16 protein-coding genes are annotated in these 18,973 nt (G+C 71.7%); 8 read left to right on the plus strand and 8 right to left on the minus strand.

Annotated elements, in window-relative coordinates; translation table 11 throughout:
* The first annotated feature begins 53 nt into the window (after positions 1 to 53).
* The gene (locus BRM1_RS10580; protein WP_268525737.1) at positions 54 to 773 is read left to right on the plus strand and encodes a DedA family protein; all 720 of its coding nucleotides are present in this window, start codon (positions 54 to 56) and stop codon (positions 771 to 773) included.
* A gap of 164 nt (positions 774 to 937) precedes the next feature.
* Here BRM1_RS10580 and BRM1_RS10585 read toward each other — a convergent pair whose 3' ends face one another.
* From BRM1_RS10585 to BRM1_RS10600, 4 genes are all read right to left on the minus strand, one after another.
* Complete coding sequence (locus tag BRM1_RS10585) at positions 938 to 2,821, minus strand: dihydrolipoamide acetyltransferase family protein (protein ID WP_268525739.1); 1,884 nt, start codon at positions 2,819 to 2,821, stop codon at positions 938 to 940.
* Positions 2,818 to 3,897: an alpha-ketoacid dehydrogenase subunit beta gene (locus BRM1_RS10590; RefSeq protein ID WP_442864252.1), complete on the minus strand. Its 1,080-nt coding sequence runs from the start codon at positions 3,895 to 3,897 to the stop codon at positions 2,818 to 2,820. The genes BRM1_RS10585 and BRM1_RS10590 overlap by 4 nt, the downstream gene beginning before the upstream one ends.
* On the minus strand, positions 3,894 to 5,081 hold the full coding sequence (gene pdhA, locus BRM1_RS10595) for a pyruvate dehydrogenase (acetyl-transferring) E1 component subunit alpha (RefSeq protein WP_268525741.1): 1,188 nt from the start codon (positions 5,079 to 5,081) through the stop codon (positions 3,894 to 3,896). The genes BRM1_RS10590 and pdhA overlap by 4 nt, the downstream gene beginning before the upstream one ends.
* A 158-nt stretch (positions 5,082 to 5,239) precedes the next feature.
* Positions 5,240 to 5,692: an Lrp/AsnC family transcriptional regulator gene (locus BRM1_RS10600; RefSeq protein WP_268525742.1), complete on the minus strand. Its 453-nt coding sequence runs from the start codon at positions 5,690 to 5,692 to the stop codon at positions 5,240 to 5,242.
* 328 nt (positions 5,693 to 6,020) lie between these two features.
* Here BRM1_RS10600 and paaZ point away from each other — a divergent pair, with 328 nt between their 5' ends.
* Together paaZ and BRM1_RS10610 are read left to right on the plus strand one after the other, a co-directional pair.
* Entirely contained in the window at positions 6,021 to 8,240 is a 2,220-nt protein-coding gene (gene paaZ / locus BRM1_RS10605; RefSeq protein WP_268525744.1) for a phenylacetic acid degradation bifunctional protein PaaZ, read from the plus strand.
* Positions 8,241 to 8,442: 202 nt separating this feature from the next.
* The gene (locus tag BRM1_RS10610; RefSeq protein ID WP_268525746.1) at positions 8,443 to 9,153 is read left to right on the plus strand and encodes a hypothetical protein; all 711 of its coding nucleotides are present in this window, start codon (positions 8,443 to 8,445) and stop codon (positions 9,151 to 9,153) included.
* An 883-nt stretch (positions 9,154 to 10,036) separates the two neighbouring features.
* On the opposite strand, the gene BRM1_RS10615 is transcribed toward BRM1_RS10610, so the two are convergent.
* The 4 genes from BRM1_RS10615 to paaI form a co-directional block, all read right to left on the minus strand.
* The gene (locus tag BRM1_RS10615; RefSeq protein ID WP_268525762.1) at positions 10,037 to 11,140 is read right to left on the minus strand and encodes a zinc-binding dehydrogenase; all 1,104 of its coding nucleotides are present in this window, start codon (positions 11,138 to 11,140) and stop codon (positions 10,037 to 10,039) included.
* A 345-nt stretch (positions 11,141 to 11,485) separates the two neighbouring features.
* A complete protein-coding gene (locus BRM1_RS10620) occupies positions 11,486 to 12,175 on the minus strand; it encodes a TetR/AcrR family transcriptional regulator (RefSeq protein ID WP_268525764.1) in 690 nt (229 codons plus the stop codon).
* Positions 12,176 to 12,233: 58 nt separating this feature from the next.
* Positions 12,234 to 13,604 carry a phenylacetate--CoA ligase PaaK gene (gene paaK, locus BRM1_RS10625; RefSeq protein ID WP_442864253.1) on the minus strand — a complete coding sequence of 457 codons (1,371 nt, stop codon included), beginning with the start codon at positions 13,602 to 13,604 and terminating at the stop codon, positions 12,234 to 12,236.
* A gap of 54 nt (positions 13,605 to 13,658) precedes the next feature.
* Positions 13,659 to 14,120 carry a hydroxyphenylacetyl-CoA thioesterase PaaI gene (gene paaI, locus BRM1_RS10630; RefSeq protein ID WP_160953158.1) on the minus strand — a complete coding sequence of 154 codons (462 nt, stop codon included), beginning with the start codon at positions 14,118 to 14,120 and terminating at the stop codon, positions 13,659 to 13,661.
* Positions 14,121 to 14,498: 378 nt separating this feature from the next.
* Between paaI and paaA the strand changes: the two genes are divergently transcribed.
* The 5 genes from paaA to paaE all read left to right on the plus strand — a co-directional run bounded on the left by paaA (position 14,499) and on the right by paaE (position 18,880).
* On the plus strand, positions 14,499 to 15,584 hold the full coding sequence (gene paaA, locus BRM1_RS10635) for a 1,2-phenylacetyl-CoA epoxidase subunit PaaA (RefSeq protein ID WP_268525767.1): 1,086 nt from the start codon (positions 14,499 to 14,501) through the stop codon (positions 15,582 to 15,584).
* Entirely contained in the window at positions 15,584 to 15,958 is a 375-nt protein-coding gene (gene paaB / locus BRM1_RS10640) for a 1,2-phenylacetyl-CoA epoxidase subunit PaaB (protein ID WP_160953156.1), read from the plus strand. Before paaA ends, paaB begins: the two co-directional genes overlap by 1 nt.
* Positions 15,955 to 16,995, plus strand: a complete 1,041-nt coding sequence (gene paaC, locus BRM1_RS10645) for a 1,2-phenylacetyl-CoA epoxidase subunit PaaC (protein ID WP_268525769.1) — start codon at positions 15,955 to 15,957, stop codon at positions 16,993 to 16,995. Before paaB ends, paaC begins: the two co-directional genes overlap by 4 nt.
* 164 nt (positions 16,996 to 17,159) lie before the next feature.
* Positions 17,160 to 17,735 carry a 1,2-phenylacetyl-CoA epoxidase subunit PaaD gene (paaD, locus tag BRM1_RS10650; protein WP_268529823.1) on the plus strand — a complete coding sequence of 192 codons (576 nt, stop codon included), beginning with the start codon at positions 17,160 to 17,162 and terminating at the stop codon, positions 17,733 to 17,735.
* On the plus strand, positions 17,735 to 18,880 hold the full coding sequence (gene paaE, locus BRM1_RS10655) for a 1,2-phenylacetyl-CoA epoxidase subunit PaaE (protein WP_268525771.1): 1,146 nt from the start codon (positions 17,735 to 17,737) through the stop codon (positions 18,878 to 18,880). Before paaD ends, paaE begins: the two co-directional genes overlap by 1 nt.
* The last annotated feature ends 93 nt before the right edge of the window (positions 18,881 to 18,973 follow it).

Genomic DNA, 18,973 nt, shown 5'->3' on the forward strand with positions numbered 1-18,973 from the left:
CAGGCTGATCCGGCATCATGGAGGGGACGCCCCGACCAAAGGACTTCTCACACATGCTCGATGTGCTCGCCACCGCGGCCGCCGACGTCTCACCCGCCCTCGATGTCCAGGCCTCCGGCCTGCTCGACCCCACGCCCATCCTCGAGGGCGCGGGCCCGTGGATGCTGGCCGTCGTCGCGCTCATCGTCTTCATCGAATCGGGCGTGCTGTTCCCGTTCCTGCCCGGCGATTCGCTGCTGTTCGTGGGCGGGATGCTCGCCCCGGCCATGGGCGTGAATCTGCTGCTGTTCATCGTCGTCGTGTGGGCCGCGGCGATCCTGGGCGACCAGGTGGGCTACTTCCTGGGCAGGCGCTTCGGCCGCAGGTTCTTCAAGGACGACGCGAAGATCCTCAACACCACCCGCCTCCACGCCGCCGAGCAGTTCTTCGCCAAGCACGGCGGCCCCTCCCTGGTGCTGGCGCGCTTCGTGCCGTTCGTGCGCACGTTCACGCCGCTGGCCGCGGGCATCGCCGCCTACCCCTATCGCCGCTTCATCGGCTGGAACGTCTCCGGCGCGATCCTGTGGGGCACGCTGCTCTCCGTCGCCGGCTACTTCCTGGGCTCGATCGACATCATCCGCGAGCACGTGGACCTGTGGGCGATCGTGCTCGTGGGGCTCTCCGTCATCCCCATGGTGATCGCGTGGCTCAAGAGCCGCGGCACGAAGCGCCGCGAGGTCGTCGAGCCCACCGCGCCCGAGGCGGGGGAGACCCCCGCCGACACGCCCCGCTGAGGCTTCGGGCAATCGCCTCCCGCTGAGCCCCGGCTCGACCGGCCGGCCCGGCCCCGTGTCGCACTCCGGGCAGTCACCCCCGCGCGCAGGCGGCGGGTCGTGCCCGCCCCGCGCGCGGCGCGGAACCCCCACCCGGGCTCCCGCCGCGGTGGACGCACCGCGGCTCACACCTCGGCGAAGAAGCCGATCGGATCCTCGATGCAGCGCGCGACGAACGTGATGAACTCGCTGGGCTCGAGCCCGTCGCACACACGGTGGTCGAAGACGAGCGACAGATGCGTGACCTTGCGGACCGCCAGCTCGCCGTCGACCGCCCACGGCCGGTCCATGATGCGGCCCATCCCGAGCATCGCGACCTCCGGGTGGTTGATGATCGGCGCGGAGCCGTCCACCCCCAGCGGCCCGTAGTTGTTGAGGGTGAACGTGCCGCCGGACAGCTGCTCGGGGGCGAACCTGCCGGTGGCGGCGGCCCGCACGACCTCGCCGATCCCATCGCGCAGCGCCCGCATCGTCATGCTCCCGGCGCCGCGCACGGCGGGCACCATGAGCCCGCGCGGCGTGTTCGCGGCGATGCCCAGGTCGATGTCGCGGTGCACGACGATCTCCTGCGCATCCCGGTCGAATGTCGCGTTGAGGATGGGGTACTTCCGCAGCCCCGCGATCGTGAACCGCGCGAGCAGTGTGAGCAGCGAGAACTTCTCCCCGCTGCGCGCTTCGAGCCGCCTGCGGAACGCCAGCAGCTCGGTCGCGTCGACGTCGAGCCAGATCGTCGCCTCGGGGATCTCCCTGCGCGACTGCCCGAGCTTCGCCGCCACCGCCTTGCGCAGCCCGGTGAGCGGGATGCGCTCGACCGCGGCCCGCGAATCGGTCTGCGAGTGGGGCCGGGCGTGCGCGGGGGAGTGCGCGCCGCGTCCCGCGGCCGAGGCGCGCAGCGGGTCGCCGTCGGCAGGCGCGCCCGCCGCCCCCGGCTGCCCCGAGCCCGCGCCGGACGGGACGCTCTCACCTGCGGGGGGTGCCGCCGCGGCGCTCGGCTCGGCAGCGGGGGGAGCCGTTGCGCCCGGTGCCTGGGCGGTGCCCACGGTGGCATAAGACTCGGTGCCGGCCGCGGCACGGCGCGCGATCTCCGCGATGACGTCGGCCCGCGTGACGAGGCCGTGGGGGCCGGTGCCGCGCAGATCCTTGGCGGTGAAGCCGGCCTCGTGGGCGAGCATCCGCACGAGCGGCGAGACCACCGGTGAGCAGCCCCCGGGCTGGCCTGCGGTTGCGGCCGCGGTTGCGGCTGTGGCTGCTGCTGCGGCGGCGGCCGGACTCGCAGAGCCCCGCTCGGCTGACTGGGCGCTCGCCGTGCCGGCCGTACGCGAGCCGAAGCTGCGCCGGCGGCCGGTGCTGGGCGCGGCCTTCTCCTTCGTGCCGTAGCCGATGAGCACTGCACCCGAGCCCCCGTCCGCCGAACCGCCGTCCGCCGAACCCTCGCCTGCCGCAGCGTCGCGCAGGGCCGTGCCGGGAACCGCCTCGGGCGCCTGAGCCCCGGCATCCACGCCGGAGGCCGGCGGGGCGCCGAGCGCGGCGCTCACCGAGGCTGAGTCCGCACCCGCTGAGTCTGCCTGGCCTGTGGCCACCGAGCCGACCGCACCGGTGCCTTCCGACACGTCCGCGGTGCTCGTCGACCCTTGCACGTCCCCGGGGCCGCCGTGCGCCGTGCCCTCCGAGCCGGCGCCAGCGGCCGGCGAGGCGGCCGCGGCGCCGGCCCGCGCCTCGGGAGCGGAGGCGCACCCACCACCCGAAGAGGCCGCGCCGCCCACGGTGAGGATCGCATTGCCGGCGTAGACGGTGTCGCCCACCTGGGCGTGCAGGGCGGTGACGGTGCCCGCGAACGGGCAGGGCAGGTCGACGACGCTCTTCGCGGACTCGAGCTCGACGACCGGCTGGTCGACGGCCACCTCGTCGCCCACCGCGACGAGCCAGCTCACCACCTCGGCCTCGGTGAGGCCCTCGCCCAGGTCCGGGACGATGAAGTCCTGGCCGGCGGCCACGGTCTCCGCGCTCACAGCTCCCACTCCCACGTCTCCAGGGCATCGAGGATGCGTGTGGGCGTGGGCAGGTGGAACTCCTCGAGCTTGGGGGAGGGGAACGGGATGTCGAAGCCGGTGATGCGCAGGACGGGTGCGGCCAGGTGGAAGAAGCTGCGCTCGGTGACGCGGGCGGCCACCTCCGCCCCGTAGCCGCCGAACTGCGCGGCCTCGTGCAGGACCGCCGCGCGGCCCGTCTTGCGGACGGAGGCGGTGACCGTCGCATCGTCGAAGGGGGAGAGCGAGCGCAGGTCGATGACCTCGACGCTCAGCCCGTCCTGCGCGCCGGCCTCCGCGGTCTCCAGGGCGGTGCGCACCGTGGGGCCGTAGGACAGGAGCGTGACGTCCGTGCCCTCGCGCACCACGCGCGCGCAGTACATGGACTCGGTGCGCACGGGCAGCTCGATGGCGTCCTTCGACCAGTAGCGCGACTTGGGCTCCATGAAGATCACGGGGTCCTGGGCGTCGATGGCCTCGCGCAGCATCGAGTACGCGTCCGCCGGATTGGACGGGGTGACCACGGTGAGGCCGGGCGTCGCGCACCAGTAGGCCTCCGAGGAGTCCGAGTGGTGCTCGACGCCGCCGATGTCACCGGCCACGGGGATCCGGATCACCAGGGGCAGCTCCACGCGGCCGCGGGTGCGGTTGCGCATCTTCGCGACGTGGCTGACCACCTGCTCGAACGCAGGGTAGGAGAACGCGTCGAACTGCATCTCCACGACCGGGCGCATGCCGGCCATGGCCATGCCCACCGCGGTGCCGATGATCCCGGCCTCCGCCAGCGGTGAGTCCCACACCCGCTCGGGGCCGAACTCGTCGCGCAGCCCGTCGGTCACGCGGAACACGCCGCCCAGCCGGCCCACGTCCTCGCCGAAGATGACGACGGAGTCATCGGCTGCGAGCGCATCGTGCAGCGCGGTGTTGAGCGCCTTCGTCATGGTCACGGGCTTGGGCCGCGCGCCGGGTGCGGCGTGCGCCTCATCCGGTGCTGCCTCGCCGCTCGCGGCGGTGTCGGCCTGCATGCCCGCCGAGGCGCGGGTCGCCTGCGCGCTCACGCGCCGGCCCGCTGGGGCCGGGGCGCGGGCTGCGACTGGACCGGGGAGTGGGACAGGACTGGGGGGTGGGACTGGGGAGCGTTGCCGGCGGCGGCGAGTTCGGCCTCGAGGAGTGCTTGCTGCTCGCGCAGCTGGGGGCGCTCGTGGGCGTAGACGTGGGCGAAGAGCTCCGTGGGATCGATCTGGGCCTCAGTGTTCATGAGCTCGCGGACGTGGGCGGCGAGTTCCTCGGCATCCGCGGCGATGGCGGCGACGGCCTCGTCGTCGAGTTCGCCGGCGGCGCGCAGGTAGGCCTCGAGGCGCGCCAGCGGGTCGCGGGTGCGCCAGATGTCGACCTCGTCGGAGGAGCGGTAGCGGGTGGAGTCGTCGGAGTTCGTGTGCGCCTCGAGGCGATACGTCAGGCCCTCCACGAGGGCGGGGCCCTCGCCGCGGCGGGCGCGTTCGAGTGCGGCGCTGACCACGGCGAAGACGGCGGCGATGTCATTACCGTCCACGCGGACGCCCGGCATGCCGTAGCCCACGGCCTTGTCCGCGAGCATCGTCGCGTTCGACTGCTCGCACAGCGGCACGGAGATCGCGTACTGGTTGTTCTGGATGAAGAACACGGTGGGCGTCTGCCAGACGGCGGCGAAGTTGAACGCCTCGTGGGCGTCGCCCTCGCTCGTCGCCCCGTCGCCGATGAACGTGAGCGTCGCCTGGTCCGTGCCGCGCAGCTTCGCGGCCATGGCGTAGCCCACCGCGTGCAGCGTCTGGGTGGCCAGGGGGGTGGCCTGGGGCGAGGTGCGCAGCTCCTGCGGGTCGTAGCCGCAGTGCCAGTCGCCGCGGAAGGAGCCCAGGATGTCACCGGGCTCCGCGCCGCGGGTGAGGATCGCTGCGGAGTCGCGGTAGGTGGGGAAGAGCCAGTCATCGGCCGCCAGCGCGGAGGCGGCCCCGACCTCGCAGGCCTCCTGGCCGAAGGCGGACGGGTACGTCGCCAGGCGCCCCTGGCGGGTCAGCGCGGTGACTTGGGATTCGAACCGGCGGGCGCGCACCATGCGGCGGTAGAGCCGAATGAGCGTCTGGGCGCTCGGCAGGGTGTAGCCGGCGCTCAGGCCCGGCTCGGCGGGCCGGCCGGCCGGGTCGATGAAGGAGACCGGATCGGTGTGCGGCAGCGCCCTTGCTGTGCGCGGGAGTTCGATCGTCATGCGCTCCATCGTGATGTGATGTGATTCACGGTGCGAGCGCCGCGGGGCGATGGGGGACGGGTGGCGGCCTGTCCGGTGGATTCGGGACAGGTGCGCGGCAAAGGGCTCCCAGGTGAGCAGTTTGTCCGGGCTTGTCCGGGTGCGGCTCGGCCCCGGGGTCAGCTCCGGATCGCCTGCCCCTCGGCCTCGTCGAGGATGAGCAGCGAGCGGGAGGCGACGACCCCGGGCACCTCGTGGACCTGAGCGAGGATGACCTGCGAGAGCTCCGTGTTCGACTCCGCGTGGACGGTGACGAGCGCGTCGATGTCACCGCTGACGGCCTGCACGCGCTCGACGCAGGGGATGAGGGCCAGCTCGTCGCGCACCTCGGGCCAGGGGCGGTCGCCGATCTTGACGACGATGATCGCGGAGACGCCCTGGCCCAGTGCGGCGCGGTCGACGTCGATCGTGAAGCGGCGGATGATGCCGTCGGCCACGAGTGCGGCCAGGCGCGAGTGGGCGGCGGAGCGCGAGATGTGGACGTGCTCGGCGAGCTGGCGCACCGACAGGCGGGAGTCCTCCGCGAGTTCGGCGACGATGCGCCGGTCGATGTCGTCGAGGCGGTACTTCATGCTTCTCCTTTGGAGCATGGGCGGTGCGGCGCCGGCGGGCGCGGGTCCGCAGGCGGCGGCCGCGGCGTGCGAATCCGCCGCGGCCGGCCCGGGCAGAGCCGGGCCGCGCTGTACGAAGGATAGCCGACCGCATGGTCAGCCATAGGCGCCAATTACCGACCGAATGGTTGGTATAGCGTATGGCTGTGCGTCCGCCGCGTTGCCCGGTGTGCGGCGGGCGCACCCGGGGCCGAATCCCGCCGGGCTGCCGCTGCGGCCCGCGCGGCCCGCGCGGCTGCACCCGGCCCGCCCGGCCGCCGCGCACCGCCCGACTCGACGAGGAGCCAACATGACCGAGACCGCCGCCGCACCGCGCGTTGACCTGCCCGACGTCCTGCCCTCCTTCGTCCACGGCGGCTGGCACGAACCGGCCGAGGCGACCCGCGCCTCGGCGGCGCAGGTGCGCGACGCGAGCACGGGGGCGCCCGTCACCCGCGTGACGAGTGCGGGCTTCGATGCGCCCGCCACCGTCTCCTACGCCCGCGAGGCGGGCCTGCCCGCGCTGACCGCGCTCACCTTCCACCAGCGCGGCATGGTGCTCAAGAAGCTCGGGCAGCACCTCTTGGAGAGGGCACCGGAGTACCACCGGATCTCGCAGGCGACCGGCACAACGGCCGCCGACGCCCAGATCGACGTGGAGGGCGGCATCGGCACGCTCCTCGCCTACTCCTCGGTGGCCCGGCGCCAGATGCCCAACGACGTGCTCATGCTCGACGGTGCGGTGGAGCGGTTGGCGAAGGACTCCACGTTCGCAGGCGCGCACGTGTGGACGAGTGCGGCCGGGGTGGGCGTGCAGGTCAACGCGTTCAACTTCCCCGTGTGGGGCATGCTCGAGAAGCTTGCCCCCATGTTGGTCGCCGGGCGGCCGGCCATCGTCAAGCCCGCCACCGCAACGGCGCAGGTCACATGGGCCGTCGTGCGCGACATCGTGGACTCCGGCCTGCTGCCGGACGGGGCGCTGCAGCTGGTGTGCGGGTCGCTGGACGGCCTGTTCGACGAGTTGGGCGAGCAGGACGCCATCGCGTTCACCGGTTCGGCCGCCACCGCGCGCACCCTGGCCGCGAGCCCCTGCGTCGTGGAGCGCGGCACGCGGTTCACCGCGGAGGCCGACTCGCTGAACTTCTCCCTGCTGGGCCCCGACGCACGGCCGGGTGCGCCCGAATTCGAGCTGTTCGTCGACTCGCTCGTGAGGGAGATGACCGCAAAGGCCGGGCAGAAGTGCACGGCCATCCGCCGCGCGCTCGTGCCCGCGGGCTCGGTCGCCGAAGTGCGGGAGGCGGTGTGCGAGCGGCTGGCCGCGGTCGTGGTCGGCGACCCCCGCGAGGCGGGCACCACGATGGGGCCGTTGGTCTCCGCAGCGCAGCGCGAGGACGTACTGGAGGCGGTGGACGCGCTCATCGCGGCCGGAGCGCAGGCCGCCGTGGGCGGCCGGGAGGCCTCGGATGAGCTGGCGCGGCGGCTGCGGGCGGAGCGCGGTGAGCGCGACGGGCTGAGCGAACGCGATGAGCGCGGCGAGCGGGCCGGGAGCGGTGCCTCGGCGGGTGATGCAGCGCACGCCGCGGATGCGGCGGACGCTGTGACCGTGGGCGGGGCGTTCGTGGCGCCCACGCTGCTCGTGGCCGAGGATCCGTGGGCCGATGCCATCCACGATGTGGAGGCGTTCGGGCCGGTGGCCGTGCTCATCGGCTACCAGGACCTCGACGAGGCCGTGCGACTGGCGCGGCGCGGGCGCGGCTCACTCGTGGGCTCCGTGGTGAGCCACGATGTCGAGACGGTGCGGACCGTCGTCATGGGCACCGCGCCGTGGCACGGGCGGCTGCTCGTCCTCGACCGTGACGATGCCAAGCGACAAACCGGCCACGGGTCTCCGCTGCCGCAGCTCATCCACGGCGGCCCGGGCCGCGCCGGCGGCGGTGAGGAGCTGGGCGGACTGCGCGGCGTCACGCACTTCATGCAGCGCACCGCCCTCCAGGCCTCACCGCAGATGCTGGGCGCGCTCACGCACACATGGATCGAGGGTGCGCCGCGGCACACGGATGGGGAGCACCCGTTCGCGCTGAGCCTGAGCGAGCTGCGGTTGGGCGATGCGATCATCGCTGGGCCGCGCACGGTCACGCTCGAGGACATCGACCACTTCGCGCAGTTCACCGGCGACACCTTCTACGCGCACACGGACGAGGAGGCCGCGCGGGCCAACCCGTTCTTCCCGGGGCGCGTGGCCCACGGCTACCTGGTCGTCTCGTTCGCCGCGGGCCTCTTCGTGTGGCCGGACCCGGGTCCGGTGCTGGCCAACTACGGGCTGGAAAACCTGTCGTTCATCACACCCGTGAGCCCGGGCGATGCGCTGACCGTAACGCTCACGGCCAAGCAGATCACCCCGCGCGAGGGCTCCGACTACGGCGAGGTGCGCTGGGACGCGCAGGTCGTCAACCAGGACGGGGCGCCCGTGGCCGCCTACGACGTGCTCACGCTCGTGGCCAAGGAGCGCGCGGGGGCACGGCCGTCTTAGTACGAGCCGACGCGAGTCACCAGCTGGTTACGGCGGCGTCGACCAGACCCTCCTAAACTGGCGTGTGACAGAGGGTGCGAAAGTCTGGGTTAGAAGATTAGAGCGCTGAGAGAAAAGCAAATTCAGGGACAGTGCTGAACACAGATCTCGACCGGAACTCGAGGTTCATACCTGGTGAATCGGAGTGCGAGGGGCCGCGTAAATGCTGGATGCCATAGACGCTATAAAGAATGAACTGAAGCGAGGGCCGGTTGCGGACCCCGGCAATCTTGCTTCGGAAAAGATTAGGCGCGGCTTGAAGAGTGACTCAAAAACTGCGCAGTATCTAAGCGAAATAATCGAGAACGCAAGTGTGTCTGAGCTCTTCGAGTACAGTGAGCGGCTAAGCGGAAGTTTCGGCGATAAGGTCGCGAGAATGATCGCAGAACGGATTGCACGGAGGGCCAAAGAAATAGGCTGGGCACTGCAAATACTACTCATCACATCGATGGTGTTTGGGCAAGAAAAACGATCACGGGAAAAACTCCAAGCTATGCTGAGAGCTTCGAAGCGTGGACCGACCGCAAGGAGGTCCACCCAATTTGCGCTTCAAAAAGCGATCACCCTGTACGCTGAGCACCTTAAGTCACAACGCCGAAGTTACATTCTGGTTGCCTTTGATCTTGGCTGGCGAAGTATTCTCTACGTGCCTATTGAGACCGTGCGCGCCAACCATGCGAGCATACGAGCAGGCGCAGAGCGGCCGACAGGGCACCAAGCGGTGAACAGCTCTCAAGCGGGGAACGCCGAGCCGTTAGAGGATCAGAGTGTGAAGGAGTCAATAGCGACTGAATATGGCAGCTCCGGCGACCGCGGGGCGGTTGTGAAATGGACAGCCAGCGCTGTCGCGGCCTGCGTAAAAGATCTTCGTTAGCAATTCGACGGAAAATTAACTTTCGACGTATATTGGCTTGCGGGTGAGCTGAGCGTAAATAAACGGTGGTTTATAGCATTCGAGCATCCCGTTGCTGTAAGTCGATCAATGAACATCACGTTGATGGAGGTTGCGACGCGAGAATCGGGCCTGCAGGTTGTATTGCACAACAACGTCAACAGACAGGCGTACGTCAGTTTTCCATTCCCGCGAGCGTCCGCAAACGTTGAAATAGAGGTGTTCGATCGCCAAATAGCCGTCTTTATACTCGTTGCGACATTTTCGAGTACTAAACCGTTGACTAAAATCCCGCTGGATGGTTCCCTGCTTCGCATTCAAGAAGAGTTTGGACTCGGTTTAACTTTGACTTCTGCCTATGAATTTAGTGAGGTACCCGCAGTGAGTGTGCTGAACCGGCATTCAAGTGTTGGCCGAATGATGCGGAATCGGGGTGTGTCAACTCATGCACATGAAGTACGTGGTCACTTTCGCAGGGTCAACGGTGTTGACTATCCAGTCCGCGCTTTCCGACGCGGCGAGTTCTAGGGTGTTGGTGAGGCACCTGTCGTGGGTCGTCGACCCTGTCTGAGAAAAGGGCCGCCGCCTGAGCGGCCTGTACCGGCCGTGTGTGACGCAGCAGATTTTCATTATCGCCCGTTGAAATCCTTTTCTTGCGCTGGTGGGAGGGCCTCGTGCGCCAGCGTGCCGCTCCGGAAGCAGAGTAGTCGGCTATCCGGTGATGCCTTCGCTGGCAGTGTTGGGGCTGTGTGAGCCGGACTTGCGGCCTGGAAGATTGCGGTTTTTGCTCGGCGATGCCATGCGGCGGGTTCGGCTACACGTGGCCGATGTGGCGATGGCGCAGGACGGTGAGTGCGGTCCTAGGTCAATGCGGGGCAACGGCGACGCGGGGGTGCGTGCCGGTGTTGGCGGCCGCGATCGCCGCCTCGATCTCGGCCAGCGGCCACGGCTCGGAGACGAGCTGGGCGAGCCTGTCGCGCACCGCGCTGCGCTGGAGGAAGCCGATGGCGTCCTCCAGGTCGTCGGCCCGGTAGTTGTGACAGCCGACGATGCTCGTGAGGCTCTTGACGATGGAGCTGGGCTCCACCTGCACGGCGGGGCCCGGCGAAACCGAGCCGACGAGCGCGATCCGTCCGCCGATCGCCGTCAGGTCCAGTGCCGCCTGCACCGCCCGGTGGCTGCCGGAGAGCTCGAAGACGGCATCGGCACCGTGCTCCCGGGCAACGGCTGCGCCCAGCTCAGCGGGAGTCGCCGTGGCCGTTGCTCCGAACTCGCCCGCCAGCCGCAGGCGCCGCGGGTCGACGTCGCTGGCGATAACGGTGGAGCACCCGCGGTGGCGGGCGTAGGCGATGGCGGTGAGGCCCAGCATGCCGCAGCCCATGACGACCACGGTGTCGCGGGCCTCCAGGGCGATGCGGCGGGCTGCTCCGGCGACTGTGGCCGTGGCGCAGTTGGCCGGCGCGGCGAGCGCCGCTTCCATGTCCGGCGGCACGCGCACCAGGCCAGTGCCCGGCAGCAGGTGGATGTGCGAGGCGAAGCCGCCGCTCAGGCGCCAGCGGTCGTCCATGGCCTCGTGGCCGTACTTGCGCACGGACTCGCACTTCTGCGACAGGCCGGCGGAGCAGCGGGGGCATTCCCCGCAGGACGTGCCGATCGTCCAGGTGATGCGGTCACCCAGGCCCACCGGCGTCCCGTCGGTGCAGCGCGGTTCGCCCTCGAGGGCGATGACCTCGCCGATCGCCTCGTGGCCGAGGATCGTGGGCACCGGGGTCTGCCGATCGCCGTTGATCGTGTGCAGATCGCTGCCGCAGATCGTGGCGAGCTCCGTGCGCACCAGCACCTCGCCGGGGGACAGGCGGGGCAGGGCGAGCTGCTCGACGGTCAGCGCCCTTCCGGACCACACGGCCGCCGTGGCGGTTGCATCCGGCGTGTGGGTGCCGGCCGTCTGCGCTGTGCGCTCCTGTGCCATGAGACGCCCCTTTCTGCGTGGGCTCATGCTCGCACGGGCGGGTGAAGGGAAGGTGGCCGGCGAGGGTCGCGGGGGTGGGATGACAGGGAGTGGCCCCTGGTGGGGGAGGGCACGCGACGGCGGGGTTCGAGGCGCGTGGCTGCCGTGCGAGTTGAGCGGGGTGTCGCGGGGTGCGTGGGGCGCTCTCGCACTCGAGGGCCCCGCGGCAGTGCCATCGCGAGAGAAGACGGGCCGGCGAGCGCACAGCACCGGGCTCGGTCTGGGGTGCGCCTGCGCTCAGACTGCGCCTTCAGCGGGGGGCAGCGCCCCGCTCGTGCCGGCTGTCCCCGGCCCCGCGGCCCCGCGCTACCGGACGGAGAGGCCCTCGAAGGCCATCGTCGTGAGGGCGTGGGCGACCTCGCCGGCGGAGATCGGCGAGTCCGTGCGATACCACTCGGTGAGCGAGTTGACGGTGCCGAACAGCAGGCGGGCCACGACGTGGGCGTCGAGGTCCGCGCGCACGGAGCCCTCGGCCTGCGCCTGCCGGACGAGGGCCGTGAGGCGGCGGTCGATCTGGCGGCGCTGCTCGAGGGCCTCGCGTTCGACCTCCGAGTTGCCGTGCACGCGCAGCAGCAGCGTGACGGAGGCCTGGTGGGCGACGAGCACCTCGACGGCGGAGCGGACCGCGCCGCGCAGGCGCTCGCCCGCGCTGATCCCGACCCGCTGCTCCTGGCGGGTCAGCGCGGCGTCGAGCTCACTCAGACCCACGGACAGCGCCGAGCGCAGCAGCTCCTCCTTCGAGCCCACGTGGTGGTAGATCGCCGACTTCGTGATCCCCAGCTCGCGGGCCAGGACATCCATGGAGGTGCCGTCGTATCCGCGGCGCATGAAGACCTCGATGGCGCGGGCGATGAGCGTCTCCCGGTCGTAGCCGGGGCGGCCCCGGCCGGGCCTCGACCCGCGCTCCGGGCTGGGCGGGGAGCCCACGGCGGACAGCCTGCGCACCGCCGGCCGCGGGGGCGGGCCGGCGCTCGCTGGGGTCCCGGGGTGCGCCATGCCCCTCATCCTAATGACGACCCCACCGCGGCTCGCCGGCGCCTGCGCGGCACCCACCTCAGCGCACGCCCTCGCGGCGGTCGATGATGCGCTTGAGCTTGCCCACGGAGCGCACGAGCGTGTCCGGCTCGACGATCGACACGGCCGCGGTCACGCCCACCCGCTCCTTGATCGTCGCGATCACGGACGTCGCGAGGCCGGGTACGCCCCCCGCGCCGTGGCCCGGACGCGACTCGACCTCGACCGTCAGCTCGTCCATCCGGCCGGGCCGGGTGAGCACGAGCTGGAAGTGCGGGCTGAGCTCCGGGAATTCGAAGAGCACCTCCTCGATCTGGGCGGGGTAGACGTTGACGCCGCGGATGATCATGAGGTCATCCGAGCGCCCGGTGATCCGCGACATCCGCCGCATGGCCGGCCGAGCGGTGCCCGGGAGCAGGCGCGCCAGGTCGTGGGTGCGGTAGCGGATGACCGGTGTGGCCTCCTTCGTCAGCGACGTGAAGACGAGTTCGCCCTCCTCGCCGTCGGGCACCGGGTCGCCGGTGAACGGGTCGATGATCTCGGGCCAGAAGTGGTCCTCCCACACCGTGGGCCCGTCCTTCGTCTCCGCGGACTCCATGGCGACCCCCGGCCCCATCACCTCGGAGAGCCCGTAGATGTCGACCGCATCCACGCCCAGCGCGCCCTCGATCTCCCGGCGCATCCCGTCCGTCCACGGCTCCGCGCCGCATACCGCGATGCGCAGCGAGGTCCCCGCGGGGTCGATGTCCTGGCGGGCGAACTCGTCGATGATCGTGAGCAGGTACGTGGGGGTTGCGGTGATGATGTCCGGCCGGAAGTCGTTGATGAGCTGTGCCTGGCGCGGTGTCTGGCCGCCGCTGATGGGCACGACGCAGTAGCCGGAGCGCTCGGCGCCGGTGTGCACGCCCTGCCCGCCGGTGAAGAGCCCGTAGCCGTAGGCGTTGTGGATCATGTCGCCCGGCCGCCCACCGGCCATGCGCAGGCTGCGGCCGATGAGCCCGGCCCACGCCTCGATGTCGCCTGCGGTGTAGCCCACGACGGTGGGCTTGCCGGTGGTCCCGGACGAGGCGTGGATGCGGGCCAGCCGTTCGCGCGGCACGGCGAACATCCCGAACGGGTACTGGTCGCGCAGGTCCGACTTGCGGGTGAAGGGGAAGCGCGAGAGGTCCGCGAGCTCGCGCAGCTCGCTGGGATGGGTCCCGGCCGCGTCGAAGCTCTTCCGGTAGAACGGGATGGCCTCGTAGGCGCGCTGGAGGGTCGCGCGCATCCGCTCGAGCTGCAGCGCGCGCAGTTCGTCGAGGCCCATCGCCTCGGCCGGATCGAGTCCTGCGCCCGCTCCCGCGTCCCCGCGCCCCGGGTGGGCGCGTCCGGTGGGGTTCGCGGGCTGGGCCGCCGAGGTGGTTGTCGCCATGCGCGTGACTCCTTCGTCTGCTGTGGGCTTGGCCGGTTCGCGGTGCGCCCGGGCTCAGCCCGCGGCGGGCGGAGCCGGGCGGGCGGGCAGCGTGCGCGAGCGGCCGCGGTAGACGGCGATGACCTCGTCGCCGCGGCGCACCGTGATGTCGTAGACCCCCGAGCGCCCGGTCGTGGCCACGGCTCGGCCCTCCGCGGTGAGCGCATCGCCCACGTGCGAGGGCCTGAGGAACGTGATGTCTCCGCCGGAGGCCACCGTCACCGAGCCCTCGGTGTTGCAGGCCATGGCGAACGTCGTGTCCGCGAAGAGGAAGAGGTAGCCGCCGTGGGTGATGCCGTGGCCGTTGGCCATGTCCGGGCCCACGGTCATGGAGCAGCGTGCCCAGTCCTCACCGAAGTCCTCGACGACGATGCCCAGGGCCTGCGAGGCGCGGTCGCCGGCGTACATTTCGACGACGCCGGTGCCATCGGAGCCGGGCGAGGGCGCCAGGCCCGGGGTCAGGGGCGTCGTGCCCATGTGCTCCTCCTTGAGCCGCCGTGGCGGGGTGGCCGGCGGGGCGGTGCTGCCCTCGCCGTCGCCGCTTGGGTCTCCGCGCGGCATTTCCCGACCATACGGTCACTAAATCAACACCGCACGCCTGCCGCCTGTCAAGCCGCGGCCGGATTGCCGCAGCGCGGGCGGCGGGCGCGAGCACCGCACCGACCCTCACCCCGGGGACGGCTCGGCGGGCGGGTGCGCCGAGCGCACGCCCTGCGGGCCCGCGCCTCGGGGGCGGGCAATCTGAGCGGCGGGCGCGGAATGCGCCTTGCCGGCCCGCGCCTCGGCGGCTATATTTAAAGACCAAACGGTCAGTAATTCCCGGCGATGGAGCCGGACAGCCTTCGTGGAGGAGCAATGGAGCACGCGAAGACCGCGCCCGCCGACGGCGCACACCTCGTGGACCAGGCGGAACTCGATGACCTGCAGGAGCGCTTCGACGCGACCATCGCGGCCGAGCAGCGCATCGAGCCGCGCGACTGGATGCCGGAGGCGTACCGCAGGACCCTCATCCGCCAGATCGGCCAGCACGCGCACTCGGAGATCATCGGCATGCAGCCGGAGGGCAACTGGATCACCCGCGCGCCCAGCCTCAAGCGCAAGTCCATCCTCATGGCCAAGGTGCAGGACGAGGCGGGCCACGGGCTCTACCTCTACAGCGCCGCGGAGACGCTGGGCATCGACCGCACGACCATGACCGAGCAGCTCATCGACGGCACCGCCAAGTACTCGTCGATCTTCAACTACCCCACCCCCACCTGGGCGGACATGAGTGCGATTGGCTGGCTGGTCGACGGCGCCGCGATCTGCAACCAGGTCCCGCTGTGCCGCGCCTCCTACGGGCCCTACGGCCGCGCCATGGTGCGCATCTGCAAGGAGGAGTCCTTCCACCAGCGGCAGGGCTTCGAGATCCTCTACGAGCTCAGCCACGGCACGCCCGCCCAGCACCGCATGGCCCAGGAGGCCGTGGACCGCTGGTGGTGGCCGGCGCTCATGATGTTCGGCCCGCCGGACGCGGACTCGCCCAACACCGCCCAGTCCATGGAGTGGAAGATCAAGCGCTTCACCAACGATGAGCTGCGCCAGCGCTTCATCGACATGTCCGTGCCCCAGGCCGAGGTGCTGGGCCTCGCCCTGCCCGATCCGGACCTGCGCTGGAACGAGGCGACGGGGCACTACGACTCCGGCGAGATCGACTGGACGGAGTTCACGGAGGTCCTCAAGGGCCGCGGGCCCTGCAACGCCCTGCGCGTGTCCAACCGCCGGCGCGCCCACGAGGGCGGCGCCTGGGTGCGCGAGGCGGCCGCCGCCTACGCGCAGAAGCAGGCTGCGCGCGCCGCTGCCCAGGCCGGAGGGGGCGCGGCTGCGAACGAGGAGCGGGCCGCAGCGCAGGGCTCGGGGCAGGGTTCGGCACACGATCGGCGGATGGCGGAGGCGAGCTGATGGCCGACGAGCGGGGCACTCGGGATGCCACGGCGAGCGGGGAGGATCGGCGCTCGCCCGCCGAGCAGGGTGCGGGTGTGGCCGAGCTGCCCGCGCGCAGCTGGCCGCTGTGGGAGGTCTTCGTGCGCTCGGCGCGCGGGCTGAGCCACGTGCACGCGGGCTCGCTGCACGCCGCGGATGCCCAGATGGCGCTGGAGAACGCGCGCGATCTCTACACGCGGCGCTCCGAGGGCGTCTCGCTGTGGGTGGTGCCCAGTGCCCAGATCACCGCCTCGGATCCAGATCGCAGGGGCGCCTACTTCGAGACGGCGGGCGACAAGGTCTACCGCCACCCCACGTTCTACGCCCGCGCGGAGGGGGTGCCGCACCTGTGAACGGGGCAGACGCGCACGCGCCGGAGCCGCAGGCGCCCGCCGCCGCGGCACCGGCTGGCCAGGCGGCAGAGCAGACCGCGGGCCAGGCCGAGGGGCAGCGCGCGGGCCAGCCTGCGGGCCAGGCTGCCGGCCAGGCCGCCGAGCAGGCCCCGGATCAGGTGGCGGGCCACGCCGCCGAGCAGACCGCAGCCCAGCCGGCCGCGTACGGCATGCCGGCCGTCGCCGACGAGCTCGAGGCCTATGCCCTCGACCCGCAGGCCGGTACGCCGCTCACCGCCGCGATCACCGCTGTCCCCGCTGAGGCGACCGCACGCTACGCCCTCGAGCTGGGCGACGACGCGCTCATCATGGCCCAGCGCCTGGGCGAGCTCGTGGCCAAGGGCCCGGAGCTGGAGGAGGACATCGCGCTGACGAACATCGGGCTCGACCAGCTGGGCGCGGCCCGCCTGCTGCTCCAGTACGCCGGCCGCGGGCTGGGCCGCAGCGAGGACGAGCTCGCGTACTTCCGCGACGAGTCGGAGTTCCGCTGCTGCGCCCTCGTCGAGCAGCCCAACGGCGACTTCGCGCAGACGATCGCCAAGGTCTTCCTCGTCGCCCACTTCCAGCAGCTGCTCTACGGCGCCCTGCTGGGCTCCGCGGACGAGTTCCTCGCCGCCGTCGCCGCCAAATCGCTCAAGGAGGTCGACTACCACGTGGAGCACGCGGACCTGTGGGTGCTGCGGCTGGGCGATGGCACGGCCGAATCGCACCGCCGCATGCAGCAGGGGCTCGCGGAGGTGTGGCCGGCCGTGGCCGAGCTCTTCGATGACACCGGCAACGCCGAGCTCATCACCGCGGGCATCGCCCCCGAGCGCGCAGGGCTGCGCGAGGCCTTCGAGGCCCGGGTCGCCGAGGTCATCGAGCAGGCGACGCTGAGCGTTCCGACCGCTGCTCCGCTCATGGTGGGCGCGCGCCAGGGCCGCCACACCCCGCACCTGGGCTTCCTCCTGGCCGGGATGCAGGTGCTCGCGCGCCAGCACCCCGGGGCGACCTGGTGAGCGCCGCCGTGTGCCAGGACCGCGTGGGCCAGCGCACTGTCCCCGGAGGGGTGGGCGAGGGTCCGCCCGCACCCGCGGGGACTCGGGAGCCCGAGGTGGCGCGCGGGCCCGATGCCGCGGCGGCTGCGGCCGCTCCGCGGGACGAGTCGGCGGACCGCGCGCGGATCCGCGCCGCGATCGCCGCCGTCGCGGACCCGGAGATCCCAGTGCTCAGCATTGCGGACCTCGGCATCCTCCGCGCGCTCGAGTTCGACGCGCGGGCGGAACCGGCAGACGACCGGCCATCCCCTCCGGCGGACGGCCGGGGGCACACCGAACGACTCGCCCACGGCCGCCAGGCGGATGCCGACGAGGCGCTCGCCCCCTGCGTCCGCGTCGTCATCACCCCCACGTACTCCGGGTGCCCCGCGATGGAGACGATCCGCAACGACATCGCCCGCGCCGCGCGCAGCGCCGGGGCAGGCCGGGTCGACATCGACCTGTCGCTCCAGCCCGCGTGGACCACGGACTGGATGAGCGCCGCCGGGCGGGCCAAGCTGGCCGAGTACGGCATCGCCCCGCCCAGCGGCATCGCCGCCGCCCGTCCCACCGGGCCCGTCGCACTGGGCCTGGCGGTCAAGTGCCCCCGCTGCCACTCGCTGCGCACGCGCGAGCTCTCCCGCTTCGGCTCCACCTCCTGCAAGGCGCTCCACCAGTGCCTCGAGTGCCTGGAGCCCTTCGACTACTTCAAGGTGCACTGATGAGCCAGACCGCCGCGCCCGCCGCCGCCCAGGAGGGCGGCCCCGCGACCCAGCCCCCGCCTCGGCGCCGGCTGGCCTTCCACTCCCTGCGCGTCCAGGAGATCCGCGAGCTCACCGCCGACGCCGTGGAGGTCGCCTTCGCCGTGCCCGAGGCGCTGGCCCAGGAGTTCTCCTTCGTGCCCGGCCAGCACATCGCGGTCCGCACCCGCATCGACGGGCACGAGGTGCGCCGCAGCTACTCCCTGTGCGCGCCCCCGGACGGCCGCCAGCTGCGCATCGGCGTGAAGGAGACCCCGGACGGGCTGTTCTCCTCGTTCGTGCGCCGCGAACTCACCGTGGGCGACGAGCTGGAGGTGATGAATCCGCAGGGCACATTCACCTCCGAGGTCCAGTCCGGGCGGATCGTCGCGATCGCGGCGGGCTCCGGGATCACCCCGGTCATGGCGCTGGGAGCCGCGGCCCTGCGGGAGAAGCCGGGGTGCACGTTCACCCTCGTCTACGCCAACCGCTCGAGTGCCGACGTCATGTTCCTCGAGGAGCTCGCCGACCTCAAGGACCGCTATCCCGTGCGCTTCGACATGCACCACGTGCTCTCCGCGGAGGGGCGCTCCGCGGAGCTCTACTCCGGACGCATCGACGCGCCGAAGCTCGATGCCCTGCTCACCCACCTGGTTCCGCCGGAGACGGTGGACGAGTGGTTCCTGTGCGGACCGCTGCCGCTCGTCGAGCTCGCGCGCACGCACCTCGACGCGCGCGGCGTCGAGCGCGCGCGGATCCGCTTCGAGCTGTTCAACACGGGCAGGCCCGGGGAGGACCGCGCGCCGGCCCCCCGCCGCGCCCGCCCGGACGAGGAGACCGGGCCCCAGGCGAGCATCCGATTCACCCTCGACGGGCGCACCGGCACCGTGCGCACCCCGCGGCGCAGCCCGGAGACGATCCTCGCGGCGGCCCTGCGCACGCGGCCGGACGTGCCCTATGCGTGCGCCGGAGGGGTGTGCGGCACCTGCAAGGCCAAGCTGTGCGCGGGCACCGTGGACATGGCCGACAACTTCGCGCTCGAACCCGACGAGCTGGCCGCCGGGTACGTGCTCACCTGCCAGTCCACCCCCACCAGCGAGGTCGTCGACGTCGACTACGACCAGTAGGCGGCGCGGCGTCGGAGGGCACAGCACGGCGGAAACGCCGAGCGCAACGGGCAGGCCGAGCGCGGCCGGCGAACGCCGCGGAGGAAACCGCGG

Origin of the sequence: Brevibacterium sp. BRM-1 (assembly GCF_026802075.1) — a bacterium.
GTDB lineage: Bacteria > Actinomycetota > Actinomycetes > Actinomycetales > Brevibacteriaceae > Brevibacterium > Brevibacterium rongguiense.